General features: G+C 60.4%; 17 protein-coding genes. 15 read left to right on the top strand and 2 right to left on the bottom strand.

From position 1 onward, the window contains the following. The first annotated feature begins 35 nt into the window (after positions 1-35). Genes ABIT12_RS03155 through ABIT12_RS03125 form a run of 7 tightly spaced genes read left to right on the top strand, consistent with a single transcriptional unit; the run spans position 36 to position 5212 of the window. Positions 36-830 carry a thymidylate synthase gene (locus tag ABIT12_RS03155; RefSeq protein WP_348043252.1) on the top strand — a complete coding sequence of 265 codons (795 nt, stop codon included), beginning with the start codon at positions 36-38 and terminating at the stop codon, positions 828-830. Beyond that, on the top strand, positions 827-1882 hold the full coding sequence (locus ABIT12_RS03150; RefSeq protein ID WP_348043250.1) for a DUF4424 domain-containing protein: 1056 nt from the start codon (positions 827-829) through the stop codon (positions 1880-1882). The genes ABIT12_RS03155 and ABIT12_RS03150 overlap by 4 nt, the downstream gene beginning before the upstream one ends. Before the next feature lie 23 nt (positions 1883-1905). Then, on the top strand, positions 1906-2385 hold the full coding sequence (locus ABIT12_RS03145) for a GNAT family N-acetyltransferase (RefSeq protein WP_348043248.1): 480 nt from the start codon (positions 1906-1908) through the stop codon (positions 2383-2385). Positions 2386-2393: 8 nt separating this feature from the next. Beyond that, entirely contained in the window at positions 2394-2900 is a 507-nt protein-coding gene (locus ABIT12_RS03140) for a dihydrofolate reductase (protein ID WP_348043246.1), read from the top strand. Positions 2901-2960: 60 nt separating this feature from the next. Continuing rightward, positions 2961-4079, top strand: coding sequence for an FtsH protease activity modulator HflK (hflK, locus tag ABIT12_RS03135; RefSeq protein WP_348043244.1), 1119 nt, complete (start codon positions 2961-2963; stop codon positions 4077-4079). Positions 4080-4082: 3 nt separating this feature from the next. Further along, positions 4083-5030: a protease modulator HflC gene (locus ABIT12_RS03130; RefSeq protein WP_348043242.1), complete on the top strand. Its 948-nt coding sequence runs from the start codon at positions 4083-4085 to the stop codon at positions 5028-5030. Further along, a complete protein-coding gene (locus tag ABIT12_RS03125; protein WP_348043240.1) occupies positions 5027-5212 on the top strand; it encodes a DUF2065 domain-containing protein in 186 nt (61 codons plus the stop codon). Before ABIT12_RS03130 ends, ABIT12_RS03125 begins: the two co-directional genes overlap by 4 nt. A gap of 93 nt (positions 5213-5305) precedes the next feature. On the opposite strand, the gene serB is transcribed toward ABIT12_RS03125, so the two are convergent. Then, a complete protein-coding gene (gene serB / locus ABIT12_RS03120; protein WP_348043238.1) occupies positions 5306-6178 on the bottom strand; it encodes a phosphoserine phosphatase SerB in 873 nt (290 codons plus the stop codon). Here serB and miaA point away from each other — a divergent pair. After that, positions 6107-7099: a tRNA (adenosine(37)-N6)-dimethylallyltransferase MiaA gene (gene miaA, locus ABIT12_RS03115; RefSeq protein WP_407065576.1), complete on the top strand. Its 993-nt coding sequence runs from the start codon at positions 6107-6109 to the stop codon at positions 7097-7099. The genes serB and miaA overlap by 72 nt on opposite strands. Here the strand turns inward: miaA and ABIT12_RS03110 are convergent. Continuing rightward, positions 7094-8509: an MATE family efflux transporter gene (locus ABIT12_RS03110; RefSeq protein ID WP_348043236.1), complete on the bottom strand. Its 1416-nt coding sequence runs from the start codon at positions 8507-8509 to the stop codon at positions 7094-7096. The genes miaA and ABIT12_RS03110 overlap by 6 nt on opposite strands. 111 nt (positions 8510-8620) lie before the next feature. Between ABIT12_RS03110 and ABIT12_RS03105 the strand changes: the two genes are divergently transcribed. The 7 genes from ABIT12_RS03105 to ABIT12_RS03075 all read left to right on the top strand — a co-directional run bounded on the left by ABIT12_RS03105 (position 8621) and on the right by ABIT12_RS03075 (position 14130). Further along, on the top strand, positions 8621-8989 hold the full coding sequence (locus tag ABIT12_RS03105; RefSeq protein WP_348043234.1) for a DUF423 domain-containing protein: 369 nt from the start codon (positions 8621-8623) through the stop codon (positions 8987-8989). An 87-nt stretch (positions 8990-9076) separates the two neighbouring features. Beyond that, the gene (locus tag ABIT12_RS03100) at positions 9077-9349 is read left to right on the top strand and encodes a glycine zipper domain-containing protein (protein WP_348043232.1); all 273 of its coding nucleotides are present in this window, start codon (positions 9077-9079) and stop codon (positions 9347-9349) included. A 295-nt stretch (positions 9350-9644) separates the two neighbouring features. After that, positions 9645-9860 (top strand): cold-shock protein, encoded by a 216-nt coding sequence (locus ABIT12_RS03095; protein WP_282210886.1) that lies wholly within the window; start codon positions 9645-9647, stop codon positions 9858-9860. Positions 9861-10366: 506 nt separating this feature from the next. Further along, positions 10367-12136: an acetolactate synthase 3 large subunit gene (locus tag ABIT12_RS03090; RefSeq protein WP_348043229.1), complete on the top strand. Its 1770-nt coding sequence runs from the start codon at positions 10367-10369 to the stop codon at positions 12134-12136. Positions 12137-12294: 158 nt separating this feature from the next. Continuing rightward, positions 12295-12849 carry an acetolactate synthase small subunit gene (gene ilvN / locus ABIT12_RS03085; protein ID WP_348043227.1) on the top strand — a complete coding sequence of 185 codons (555 nt, stop codon included), beginning with the start codon at positions 12295-12297 and terminating at the stop codon, positions 12847-12849. Next, entirely contained in the window at positions 12849-13211 is a 363-nt protein-coding gene (locus ABIT12_RS03080; RefSeq protein WP_348043225.1) for a monooxygenase family protein, read from the top strand. Before ilvN ends, ABIT12_RS03080 begins: the two co-directional genes overlap by 1 nt. Positions 13212-13233: 22 nt before the next feature. Next, entirely contained in the window at positions 13234-14130 is an 897-nt protein-coding gene (locus tag ABIT12_RS03075) for a DMT family transporter (protein ID WP_348043223.1), read from the top strand. Positions 14131-14175: the final 45 nt, after the last annotated feature.

Raw genomic sequence — 14175 nt, 5'->3', positions numbered from 1 at the left:
GCCGTTGCGCGCCAGAATCGTCTAATGTTCCGCCCATGCAACAATATCTCACTCTCATGGCCGACATTCTGGAGCGCGGTGCGGACAAGTCCGACCGTACCGGCACCGGCACGCGCTCACTGTTTGGCTACCAGATGCGGTTTGACCTTTCCCAAGGTTTTCCGCTGCTGACGACCAAGAAATTGCACATAAAATCAATTATTTATGAACTGTTGTGGTTTCTGCGTGGCGACACCAATGTGCGCTGGCTGCAGGAGCGCGGCGTCAAGATCTGGGATTCCTGGGCGGATGAGAATGGCGATCTGGGGCCGGTCTATGGCTCGCAATGGCGCAGCTGGCCGGCGCCCAATGGCGAAAGCGTGGACCAGATCGCCAATCTGATCCATTCGCTCAAGACCAAACCGGATTCGCGCCGCCACATCGTTTCGGCCTGGAATCCGGCTGAAGTCGACCAGATGGCGCTGCCGCCGTGCCATTGCCTGTTCCAGTTCTATGTCGCCAATGGCAAGCTCAGCTGCCAACTGTATCAGCGCTCTGCCGATACCTTCCTCGGGGTGCCGTTCAACATCGCCTCCTATGCCTTGCTGACCCACATGGTGGCGCAAGTCACGGGTTATGAAGTGGGCGATTTCGTCCATACCTTTGGCGATGTTCATCTCTATTCCAACCACTTCGAGCAGGCTAAGCTGCAGTTGAGCAGGGCGCCCAAGGCGCTGCCGAAATTGACGCTCAATCCGGCGATTTCCCGGCTGGAAGATTTCACTTTCGACGACTTCACGATCACCGGATACGAGCCCGATCCGCACATCAAGGCCGAGGTAGCAGTATGAACAAGACCAGCATTCTGGTTGGCGCCGCGCTGCTCGCGATGAGCGGCGCAGCTTTGGCCAATGACACTACAGCGCAGCTTGGAACCGGCGGTCTGGTGTTTGTCACCAACGAAAATATCGAGATGGCCGCCGAGGACCTCACCGTTGGTCCCGAGCAGGTCAAGGTGGTCTACAAGTTCAACAACAAGTCAGACACGCCCCAGCATATTCTGGTGGCGTTCCCGATGCCCGATATCGAGGGTAGCGGCGATTTCATGACGGCAGTGCCGGTGTTTACCGGCTATGGCGACGATGCGGCTCCGGTCGATGATCCGGACAATCTGTTCGATTTCGCCACCACGTTCAATGGCAAGCCGGTCGATGCGACGCTGCACCAATACGCGTTCAACAACAATATCGACTATTCCGAGATGCTGCGGAAACTGAATGTGCCGCTGGAGCCATTCGGCGGTGAAACCACCAAGGTTCTCAATGGCCTGGACAAGGCCGATCAGGCCAAACTCGTGCAACTCGGTTTGGTCATTCCGATGGAATATGACGACGGTTCGGGCACCAAGACCGACTACACGCCGGTGTGGACGCTCCGCTCCACCTATAGCTGGGAAGCAACGTTTGCGCCCGGCGAGTCCGATGTGGTCCATACCTATAAGCCCAGTGTCGGCGGCACTGTGGCGACCACGTTCATGCCCGTGGACGGCGATCAATATTCGCAGGACCGGTTTGTCGAGTACCAGAAGAAATATTGCGTCGATGACACCCTGGTCAAAGCGCTGAAGAAAGTGGCGACAACCGCTGACGGCTACACCAACTACCCCTATGTCGAGAGCTGGATTTCCTACATCTGGTCGACCGGGGCCAATTGGGGCGGGCCGATCGGCAAGTTCACCCTTACGGTCGACAAGGGCAAGGCTGATAGCCTGGTGTCGTTCTGCGGGGAGGGCGTCAAGAAGATCGACCCGACAACGTTCCAGATGACAGCGACCGACTGGTATCCGCCCTATGGGCAGGAGCTGGAAATTCTGCTGCTCAACAAGAACGATTATCAGCCGTAGCCTAAGCCCGTAAGAGATCGACAATGACCCTGAACATTCGCGCGGCGACTGTCGATGACGCCGGGCTGATCGTACAGTTCATCGCCGATCTGGCGGCATACGAAAAGCTGAGCGACGAGGCGGTGGCGACGCCTGCCGATATCGTGCGCGATCTGTTCGGCGCCAATCCAAAAGTGTTCTGCGAAATCGCCGAATGGGACGGCAAGCCGGTGGGTTTTACCTTGTGGTTCTACACCTACTCGACGTTTCAGGGCCGGGCGGGGCTTTATCTCGAAGACCTTTATGTTGATCCCGCGCTGCGCGGCAAAGGCATTGGCAAAGCACTGCTGGTCAATCTGGCGCGGCGTTGCGTGCGCGAACAGTTGGGGCGTTTCGAGTGGTCGGTGCTGGACTGGAACCAGCCGTCGATCGATTTCTATCAATCGCAGGGCGGTGTGATGATGGATGAGTGGACCAGGGTGCGCGTCGATGGCGCCGCGTTGATAGCGTTGGGCAGGCAATGATCGTCTCAATGATCGCAGCGGTGGCCGAAAATGGCGTCATCGGTGCCGGGCAGGCCATTCCCTGGCGTATTCCGTCGGACTTTGCCTTCTTCAAGCGCACCACCATGGGTAAACCTATCATCATGGGGCGCAAGCAGTTCGAGACGGTGGGCAAGCCTCTGCCCGGGCGGGTGAATATCGTGGTGACGCGGCAGCAGGGCTATCAGCCGGACGGCGTTCTGGTGATCGACAGTCTCGATGCCGCCCTGGACCACGCCAAAACCATCGCGACGGCCGATGGTGTCGATGAAGTTATGGTGATCGGCGGCGGCGAGATTTACCGGCAGGCCCTTGCGCTGTCAGACCGCCTCTATATCAGCCATGTGGCGTTGCAACCCGAGGGCGACGTGCTGTTTCCGGCAATCGATCCGGCGGTATGGATGGTGGTTGCCGAACCCGAGGTCACACCATCGGAAAAGGACGGTGCTGCCTACCGCGTCAAAGTGTACGAGCGCCGTGTGACCGACGCGCATTGATCGGGGCTTTGGCTTACCTATATAAGTCCGCAGTGACTATGAGAGATCGAAAGGGACGCGATGCCGTGGGAGAATAACGGAGGCGGGGGAGACCGCAACAAGAATGGCGGTCCCTGGGGTCAATCGCCAGGCGGCGGGGGCGGTGGTCCGCGCAAGCCGGGTGGTGGCAATACGCCCAACCTCGAAGATATTCTCAACCGCGGCCGCGACCGTTTCCAGGGTGGCCTCAATGGCGGCATTCCCGGCGGGCGCTGGGCGCTGATCGGCGGCGCGCTGGCCGTTGTGGCATTCTGGGCGCTGAATTCGATCTACACCATCGATCCGCAGGAAGTCGGCGTGGAACTGCGCTTCGGCAAGCCCAAGCCTGACCTGTCGATGCCCGGCCTGCATTTTCATCTGTGGCCGATCGACACCGTCGAGCGCGTTACCGTCACCGAAAACCAGACCATTATCGGCAATTCCTCGTCCAATTCGCGGCCGTCGAACGATGAAGGCCTGATGCTGTCGGGCGACCAGAACATCGTCGATGTGCAGTTCTCGGCGCTGTGGTCGGTGTCCAATCCAATCGACTATCTGTTCAACGTGCGCGACCCAGAAGATCTGGTGCGTGGTGCTGCGGAAAGCGCAATGCGCGAAGTGGTGGGCCGCCGTCCGGCCCAGGACATTTTCCGCGACGACAAGGCAGGCATTGCCATCGAAGTGCAGGAGATCACCCAGGGCATCGTCGATAGCTATGGCATGGGCGTTCGCGTCAGCCAGATCGCCATCGAAAATGTGGCGCCGCCGGCCGAAGTGGCCGATGCCTTCAACGAAGTGCAGCGCGCCGAACAGGACGAAGACCGTTTCCAGGAAGAAGCGCGATCGTATGCCAATACCCTGTTGGGCAATGCCCGTGGTCGTGCGGCGCAGATGCGTGAAGACGCCGCTGCATACAAGAATCGCGTCGTCCAGGAAGCAACAGGTCAGGCCTCGCGCTTTGACTCGATCTATGCGGAATACGTCAATTCGCCAGAAGTGACGCGCAAGCGGCTGTTCCTTGAAACCATGGAACAAGTGCTGGCGGGTTCGCAGAAGACCATCATCGAGAAGGGAGCCGAAGGTTCGGGTGTTGTGCCCTACCTGCCGCTGCCGGCCTTGACCGCGGTCCCTGCCGACAAAACTACGACCACGGGGAACTAAGCCATGAACCGTCTTATCATCGCTGCCGTTGCCGTGCTATTTGCCATCTACCTGATCTTTTCGTCGATCTTTGTCGTCAACCAGCGCGAGCAGGCTATCGTCATGCGCTTTGGCCAGATTACCGACGTCAAGACCGCGCCGGGCCTGTATTTCAAGATCCCGACCTCGATTGTCGATACCGTGCAAATCGTCGAAAGCCGCCTGTTGCGCTACGATATCGCCAATATGACGCTGCAGGTTTCGGGCGGCAAATTCTATGAAGTCGACGCGTTCCTGACCTATCGGATCACCGATCCGCGCAAGTTCCGCGAAAAAGCGCTGGGCGAATTGCAGATTGCCGAGCAGCGTATCGGCACCCGCTTCGATGCCGCCTTGCGGCAGGTTTACGGCCAGAGCGAATTCAATGCGGCGCTGTCGGAGAAGCGTACGCAGATGATGGCTCAGGCCCGCGATCTGATCAAAGTCGATATGGCTGAACTGGGCATCGACATTGTCGATGTGCGGGTGCTGCGTACCGATCTGGCGAACGATGTTTCGGCCCAGACCTTTGATCGCATGAAGGCCGAACGCCTGGCGGAGGCCGCCTTGCTGCGGGCTCGTGGCCAGGAACAGGCCCAGAGCCTGAAGGCTATCGCCGATCGTCAATCGGTGGAAATCCTGGCTGCTGCGTCGAAGGACAGCGAAGTGCTGCGCGGCGAGGGCGATGCGGAGACTAACAAGATCTTTGCTGCCGCCTATGGCAAGGACCAGGAGTTCTTCGATTTCTATCGGTCGATGGAGGCCTATCGCACGGCCCTGACGAACACCGGTACCAATCTGGTGTTGTCGCCCGATAGCGAATTCTTCCGCTACTTCGGGTCCGACGGCACCATGCCGCAATCGACGCCTGCTGCTGCGGCCGCTCGACCCGCTCCCGCAGCTGTTGCACCGGCTCCTGCGACGGTGCAATGACCGATCTGTTCGCAGCGTTCGCGCTGGCCATCGTACTGGAAGGGCTGCTTTACGCAGCCTTTCCAGACAAGATGAAGCAATATCTGACAATGCTGGTGGCGCTTCCCGCCGCCCGCATTCGTCTATTCGCACTGATCCTGGCAGGTGTCGGGCTGGTGCTGTTGTGGGCTATTCGCGGCTGACGTTTTAGCCGTTTCCATGGAGTGATTCCCGCATGCACGGGAATGACCCGGTGGGTTGGGCGTCAGCTCATAGCAAGATCAGCGTGGAGCGTCTCACCGGACGATTTCTTCATCGGTGTACCCCTGCAGATAGAGCAGGGCGGTCAGATCGGCGTGGTCGATTCGATATTCGGCCTGGGTGGCGACCGTGGGCTTGGCATGCAGGGCGACGCCCATGCCAGCGGCCTGTAACATCGGCAGATCATTGGCGCCGTCGCCAACAGCGATAGTCTGGGCCAGCGTCAGATTGCGTTCGGCGGCCAGCGCCTGCAGGCGCATCAGCTTGGTCTGCTTGTCGACGATCGGCTTGGTGACGGTGCCGGTCAACCTGGTGCCGTCAAATTCGAGCACATTGGCGATGGCCTCGTCAAAGCCGATGCGCTTGCCGAAATAGTCGGCGAAGAAGGTGAAGCCACCCGAGACCAGCGAGGTATAGGCGCCATAGGCTTTCATGGTCTGGATCAGCGCGCGCCCGCCAGCGGCCAGGGTGATGCGTTCACGGCGGATTTCTTCGATCACCGATTTTTCGAGACCCTTGAGCAGCGCCACCCGGGTATCGAGCGCCTCGCCAAAGTCCAGTTCGCCCCGCATCGCACGGGCGGTGATGTCGGCCACCTTGTCCTTGAGGCCCACTGCATCGGCCAGTTCGTCGATGCATTCCTGGTTGATCATGGTGGAATCCATGTCGGCAACCAGCACTTTCTTGCGGCGGTTTTCAGTGGGCACCAGCGCCGCGTCGACCGCGTGCCCGGCAATGATCGCCCGCGCGGCGGCCAGCGCGTCAGTTGACTTCGGCTCGATGATCTCGCAGGCAATGGAATGGTTGAGCCAGTTCAGCTCGCCCCCGGTTTCCTTGTGAACACGGGCGGCGAGCGCCACGCTGAGTTCGGAATCGATCGGGTTAGCGATGAGGCAAAGAACCGGCATGAGAAGAGCCTCGTGGGAGATACAAAAATGACGGGCGGGAGCGCCGGGCGCGTGGTTCTGATAGCGGGTCCGACTGCCAGCGGCAAGTCGGCACTGGCGCTCAAACTCGCCTTGCGCAGCGGTGCGCTGATCGTCAATGCCGATGCGATGCAGGTCTATGACACGCTGCGGGTGGTGACGGCACGTCCCAGCGATGGCGAAATGGATCAGGTGCCGCACTTGCTCTATGGCACCGTGCCGGTATCGACACGGTTTTCCACCGGGCGTTGGCTGGAAGCGGTGCGGGGCGTGATGGCGGATGAAGCTGGGCGTCGGCCGCTGATTTTTGTTGGTGGCACAGGGCTTTACTTCGATGCGCTGCAAAACGGATTCGCGGACGTTCCCGAAATCCCGGCCGAAATCGTGCTTCAAGTTCAACAAGAGATTCAAGAGATGGACGCCGAACGGCGGATGCAGATGCTGCGTTCGGCCGATCCAGCGGCGGCCGGCCGGCTCAAGGTGGCCGATCCGCAGCGGGTGATCCGTGCCGTGGCGGTCAAACGCGCCACCGGGCAGACCTTGTCGAGCTTTCAGGACACGCCACAAACGGGCTTGCTGGCCAATAGCGTGGTCGAGCGCATCATCCTTGACCCGGATCGCGACCTGTTGCGGGAGCGCATCGCGCATCGGTTTCAAGCCATGTTTTCGAATGGCGCAGTGGATGAAGTGCGGGCGCTGCTGGCGCAACAACTCGATCCGGCCTTGCCGGCGATGAAGGCTATTGGCGTACCGGAAATAGCTGCCTGGCTTGACGGAAGAATGACGCGCGAAGAGGCGATCGATCTGGCAACGATCGCGACCCATCAATACGCAAAGCGGCAGAGAACCTGGTTCCGCAACCGCATGGGCGACTGGCCGCGGCGCGATCCTTTGAAGCTATGATCTTGATCTGAGCAGTCCCAATCGTTCGCGCATCGCAAAACGGGTGACCAGCACGACGGCGACGAAAGCCAGTCCGGCGGCGAGGCCGATCCAGATGCCGACGCCGCGCCAATTGGCGACGAATCCCAAGATATAGGCGACTGGCAGGCCGACCGCCCAATAGCCGATGATGGCCACGATCATGGGGACCGTGGTGTCGCTCATGCCGCGCAGCGCGTGAGCCGCAACCACTTGTGCTCCGTCGGCAAGCTGAAACACGCCGGCCACGACGAGGAAGCTGGCGGCCAGGGTCAGCGCATTGCTGTTGGCGGGGTTGGTGTGGTCGAGGAACAGCCCGACAATGCCATGCGACCACAGCACGAAGCTGAGCCCACCAAAGGCCATGAAGCCGGTGCCGAGGATGAAGGCCATCCAACCTGCCTTACGGATGCCTTCGGGGTCGCCCCGCCCATAGGCATTGCCAACGCGCACGGTGGAGGCGATGCCAAGGCCAAGCGGGATCATGAAGGCAAGCGAGGCGCATTGCAGAGCCACGGCATGGGCGGCAACTTCGTCAATCCCCAGACGCCCCATCAGCAGAGCAGCGGCGGTAAACAGGCCAACCTCGGCAAGAACGGTCAGTCCGATCGGCGTGCCGACGCGAAAGATTTCACGCAGATGAAACCAGTCCGGCTTGAAGAAATTGTGCAGGATGTGGAAGCGCCGGAAGCGGTGATGTGTCAGCACATAGATCAGGAACAACGCGAACATCAGCACGTTGGTGGCCAGTGTCGAAATCGCCGAGCCGCGCAGTTCGAGCCGCGGAAAGCCGAAATTGCCGAACATCAGCGTGTAGTTACAGAGCGCGTTGAACAGCACGCCGGCCACGGTGATCACCAGAATGATGCGCGTGGTGTTGAACGCCGACAGCAGCGAGCGCAGCACGATCACGCCCAGCGCGGGGAACAGCAGCGGCACCGCCAGTTGAATGAACTGCTCGGCCAGAATGGTGGCGTCCGGGTCTTGTCCCAGCATGGCGTAGAGGGGGCGGATTTGCAGCAGCAAGGGCGTCAGCACAGCAACGATGATGGCCGAGGCCCAAAAGCCCTGGCGCACGATGCGCCGTACCGCCTTGATATTGCGGGCGCCGCGCGCCTGCGCCACCAATGGGGCGACGGCGCCAGTGATGCCGGTACCGGCGAACAGGAATGGCACCAGAAAAGTTGTGGCCAGAGTACCGGCCGCGAGGAATTTCGGGCCGAGCCAGCCCATCATCACCACGTCAGTAGTGAAGAGCGCGGTCTGGGCCAGCTGGGCGATGACCAGCGGCCAGGCCAGCGCAAAGGTCTCGCGCAGTTCCCGGCTCCAGCTCAGCGTTTCGGCAATAGAAGATCGGGCAGCGTTGCGCGCTCCCGTTGTGGTCTGATTCATCGAAAGGTCCTACTCGCGCGCTAGCTCTAGCAAAACTGCCTGCGAGCGGGAAGGGCAGGGCCTTTCGCGCCACCACCCATCGCGCTAAGCCAGCATCACAGGAGATTTTGCATGCAGCTTTCCAGAATATCGCGGGCGGTCATCGGCTTGGGCGGAGGTGTCGGGGCATTGGGGGTGGTCGCTGCTGCGGCTGGCTCGCATGGTGTGGAAAGCCGCAATTATTCTTCCATCGCCGCCATCTGCCTGTCACATGGGCCATTGCTGGTGGCGCTCGGGCTTTATGGCTTGCGCAACCGCTGGTTTACCGCAGCGACCGCCATGCTGGCGCTGGGCACCACGTTGTTTGCCGGCGACCTGCTGGTGCTGCAGCAATGGGGTAGCTCGCCGTTTGCACTGGCGGCGCCAATCGGCGGAACGGCGATGATCCTGGGTTGGCTGTTGATCATCGTGGCGGCGGTGATGACGCCGACCGAGGGCTAAATCGCGTCGCCTCATATTAGTTAAAATTGTATTGGAACCTAAGTCCGCGATCTGCATTTATGTTTCAACTGCATCCCGGAGGGTAATATGCATAAAATTCTGATCATCGCCGCGACTTGTCTCTCGCTTGCTGCCTGCACTACGACTCAGCAGGGCGCCGTTGTCGGCGCTGGTGCTGGCGCCCTTGTTGGCGCTGCCGCCACTGGCTCGGTGCTTGGCACCGTCGTTGGTGCTGGTGTCGGTGGCGTTGTTGGCGCTGCCGCCGGCAGCATGATCGGCAAGGTCAACGGCCAGCCCGGCAAGTGCGTCTACCAGCGCCGCGACGGCACCCAGTACGTCGATTATTGCCCGCGCGGCTAACGAGTAGCGGCTGTGTTTGCATCACGGCCAAGCGCCGAACGGCGCTTCAACATCCGGTCCGGGGCATCCCTTGGATCGGATGTTTTTTAAAGGATTGGTGATTTTCCTTGAAATATGGACCGGGAACGGCCATATGTTGCCCATACGTTTACACTCGTCTTGCGCTATCTGATCGACCGGTTCGCCGGAAAGCTTGGCTACCTCCTGATCTGTGAATCGTTAGGCCCGGATCATCATCCGGTTTTCAACCCTTAGCCACGCACTGTGGCGAGCACTCGTTAAGAGGACTACTACTATGGCCAGCATCAACGGCACCGTGAAATTCTTCAACACCACCAAGGGCTTCGGCTTCATTTCGCCTGAAAATGGCGAAAAGGATGCTTTCGTTCACATCTCCGCCGTTCAGCGTTCGGGCCTGCAGGGCCTCTACGAAGGCGACAAGGTGTCGTACGAACTCGAAACCGGCCGTGACGGCAAGGTTTCGGCAACGAACCTGACCCTTCTGAGCTAAGATCGTTAGCGCGATTTGATGAGAGAGGCCCCGCGAGGGGCCTTTTTTGTTTTTGGGGTGGGTGGGCGCCGCCTACCCTCGCTCCCTTGAGGGAGCGGGACGGACTTTTTGCGTTCAGCAAAGGCAGGGTGAGGGGTTTTCTCCTCCGCACCACCGCACAGCAAGGAACCCCTCATCCGCCCTTCGGGCACCTTCTCCCTCAAGGGGAGAAGGGCGTGCGGTGGGCAGCGCTTGACACTGGCGTCTCAATGCCGGTATCAAGGCGCACTTGATTTCAGGAGACGTCCCGTGCGGACAGCTATTCTCGCAGTACGATTGCGCATTGGCACCGTGGGGTAACTCCCCGCGAGCTTGCTGATGCGCCGAACACAGGTCCCGAAAGGGGCCTTTTTTATTGCCTTTTTTCGCGAAATGCGGACAACAGGCGCAAACCTTGACCAAAGCCGCCACGCGGCAGCCCCAGAGGAGATCCAAAATGGATCGGGGCATAGAGAAGGACGAGACAAATGGCCGAACAGATGACCGGCGCAGAGATGGTGGTTCAGGCGCTGATCGATCAGGGCGTCGAACACATATTCGGCTACCCCGGCGGCGCCGCCCTGCCGATCTATGACGCGCTGTTCCAGCAGGACAAAGTCCAGCACATCCTGGTCCGGCATGAACAGGGCGCGACCCACATGGCCGAAGGCTATGCGCGTTCGACCGGCAAGCCCGGTGTGGTACTGGTTACGTCCGGCCCTGGGGCAACCAATGCGGTTACCGGCCTCACCGATGCGTTGATGGATTCGATCCCGCTGATCTGCATCACCGCGCAGGTGCCGACCAATCTGATCGGCTCGGACGCGTTCCAGGAATGCGACACGGTGGGCATTACCCGCAGCTGCACCAAGCATAATTACTTGGTCAAGAACGCCAATGATCTGCCGCGCATCATGCACGAGGCATTCCTGATCGCCACCACGGGTCGCCCCGGCCCGGTGGTGATCGATATTCCCAAGGACGTGCAGTTTGCGCTGGGCATGTATTCCAAGCCCGATCTCGAAAACCTGCGGCACCCGAGCTATCGGCCGCGCATGGAAGGCGACCACACGGCCATCGAGGCAGCGGTCGATCTGATGCTGCGCGCTGAGCGGCCGATCTTTTATACTGGTGGCGGTGTGATCAATTCGGGTCCGCAAGCCAGCGAGCATCTGCGTGAACTGGCCGAGTTGACCGGCTTCCCGGTGACCTCGACGCTGATGGGTCTGGGGGCGTTCCCGGCGTCCAACCCGCAGTGGATGGGCATGCTGGGCATGCACGGCACTTATGAGGCGAACCTGGCGATGCACGATTGCGATCTGATGATCAATATCGGCGCGCGCTTTGACGATCGCATCACGGGCCGGGTCGATGCGTTCTCGCCCAATAGCCGCAAGATCCATGTCGATATCGATCCCTCCTCGATCAACAAGGTGGTTCGCGTCGATGTGCCGATCGTGGGCGACGTTGCCCATGTGCTGGCCGAGATGATCCGGGTCTATCGCTCCAAGACCAACCAGCCGCGCACCGAGGCCATCGCGCCCTGGTGGAAGCAGATCCAGAAATGGCGCGACGTCAATTCGCTCGGCTACAAGAACTCCGAGACGGTGATCAAGCCGCAATATGCCATCGAGCGGCTCTACGAGATGACCAAAAAGCAGGCCAAGGAGGTGTTCATCACCACCGAGGTGGGCCAGCACCAGATGTGGGCGGCGCAGCACTTCCACTTCGACAAGCCGAACCACTGGATGACCTCCGGCGGGCTGGGCACGATGGGTTATGGCCTGCCGGCCGCGGTTGGCGTGCAGGTGGCGCATCCTGAGGCGCTGGTGATCGATATTGCCGGCGAGGCCTCGGTGCAGATGACGATGCAGGAAATGTCGACGGCGGTGCAGTACCGCCTGCCGGTCAAGATCTTCATCCTCAACAATGAGCGCATGGGCATGGTTCGCCAGTGGCAGGACCTGTTGCACGGTTCGCGCTATGCGCATTCCTATTCGGAATCGCTGCCCGATTTCGTCAAGCTGGCGGAGGCTTATGGCGGCAAGGGCATTCGATGCTCGAACCCGGCTGAACTCGATGCGGCAATCCAGGACATGCTGGATTACGACGGCCCGGTGCTGTTCGATTGCCTGGTCGAAAAGGACGAGAACTGCCTGCCGATGATTCCGTCGGGCAAGCCGCATAACGAAATCATCCTGCCGGACACTGCCAATATCGGCTCGATCATCGACGAGAAGGGACGCGCTTTGGTTTAGGCGGCGCAAATCCGCCTCGCTGGCCATCCAACGCGGTCTTCTCCGCTTCCGGTGCTCACGTACTTGAGTACGCTCCGCTCCGGTTCTCGAAGACCACGCTGGCTGACTCAGCGGGACGAATTTTCACTCGCCAAAACTCGAGCCAGGGGAATAACACCATGAACGCCAATTTGCTGCCGACCGGTTCGGCATATTTCCTGACCAAGGAAACCCAGTCCGTCGAGCGCCACACCCTCTCGGTGCTGGTCGATAATGAGCCGGGCATTCTTGCCCGCGTTGTCGGCCTGTTTTCGGCCCGCGGCTATAATATCGATAGCCTCACCGTCAGCGAGACCGAACACAATAAGCGACTTAGTCGCATCACCGTTGTGGTGGTCGCCACCGCCAAGACGCTGGTGCAGATCAAACTGCAACTCGAGCGGCTGATCCCGGTGCACAAGGTGCATGACCTGACCGCCGAAGGCACGGCGCTGGAACGCGAGCTGGCGCTGATCAAGGTCGCCGGTACTGGCGAACACCGCGCCGAGACGCTGCGGCTGGCTGATGCTTTCCGGGCCCAGATCGTTGACGCCACCGTCGAGAGCTTCGTGTTCGAAGTCACCGGCAAGCCATCCAAGATCGACTCGTTCATCGCCCTGATGGCGCCGCTCGGGCTGGTCGAAGTGGTGCGCACCGGTCTGGCGGCGATTTCGCGCGGTCCCGAGGGGATGTGATGATGGAGGCCGCTGAAAAACTGTTTTGCGCGGCCTTCATTTTCTCCCAGCATACCAATGACGACAGCTTTAAATTATTGGACGACGAGATCGCCGCGGCGGCTCTTGCCAGCCCGGGCTTTGCAGGCAAGGAAAACTGGTTCAGCCGCGACGGCACGCGGATCAATGCCAGCTATTACTGGCGGTCGATGGAGGAGTTGCAGGTGTTTTCGCGCCATCCGGTGCATCGTGAGGCAAAGCGCCGCTACAAGGAGTGGTATGACGGTTTCCATATCGTCATCTCCGAAATTGTGCGGTCTTATGGCGATGGGGCGTTCGAACACGTAACGCCCAATGCGCGGGCCCGTCCGCCCAAGCCCTGATCTTTTCCAGCAAAGCAGACCTATGCCCACTCTCTCGCCCAACCTGCGCGGCATTCTGATGATGACCGCAGCCATGGCCTCTTTCACCATCAACGACAGTTTTCTCAAGGTGGCCATGGCGGGCATTCCGCCCTATGAAACGCTGTTCCTGCGCAGCGTCGTCATGCTGGCGGCCGGCGTGCCCCTGCTGGCGGCGATGGGCGATATCAAGTTCCTGCCTACCATCGTGTCGTCGCGGGTGATGGGGCGCAATCTGTTCGAGGCGGTTGGTGCGCTGGGGTTCATCTTTGCTCTGGCCTATGCCCCGATTGCCGACGTGACGGCGATCAGCCAGTTGATCCCGATGCTGGTGCTGGTCGGTGCTGTGTTGTTTTTCGGCGAAAAGATGAGCCGGATGCAGGGGGCGCTGGTGGTCTTTGCTTTTGGTGGAGCGCTGCTGGTGGCGCAGCCGGGCGGGGCGGGCTTCTCGCCGTTCCTGCTGCTGGGCTTCTGGAATGCGGCGGCGATTGCGACGCGCGATCTGCTAGGCCGGCGCATCGGCGCCGAAATTCCGGGTCTGGTGGTGGCCATGGGTGCCGGGTTGACCGTACTGGTGGGCGCGGGGGTCGGTTCGCTGCTGCTGGAAAAGCTGGTGATGCCGGATGTAACGCAGCTTGGCCTGCTCCTGTGTTCTGGGCTGTTCGTGATGCTGGCGCACTGGCTGGTGTTCACCTCGTTCCGCACTGCAAGCGTTGGGGCAGTGGTGCCGTTCATCTATACCCAGACCATCTGGGCGCTGATTGCCGGTGCGCTGGTGTTTCATACCGTGCCGAACCTGTTGGCAGGCGCGGGGATCGCGGTGATCGTTATCAGTGGCGTGGCGGTGGTGCTGAGCGAACGGCGGCGCCAAAAGAGCCTGTTGCAAGCCAATCTGCCTTGATGCTGGCCGGGCTCGGTATAGTCACGGCCCTGGGTTGAAGCGTAG

It is taken from the genome of Devosia sp. (assembly GCF_039927955.1).
Taxonomy (GTDB): domain Bacteria; phylum Pseudomonadota; class Alphaproteobacteria; order Rhizobiales; family Devosiaceae; genus Devosia.
Note: the sequence above shows the minus strand (reverse complement) of the source record. Positions and strands in the feature narration are given on the sequence as shown.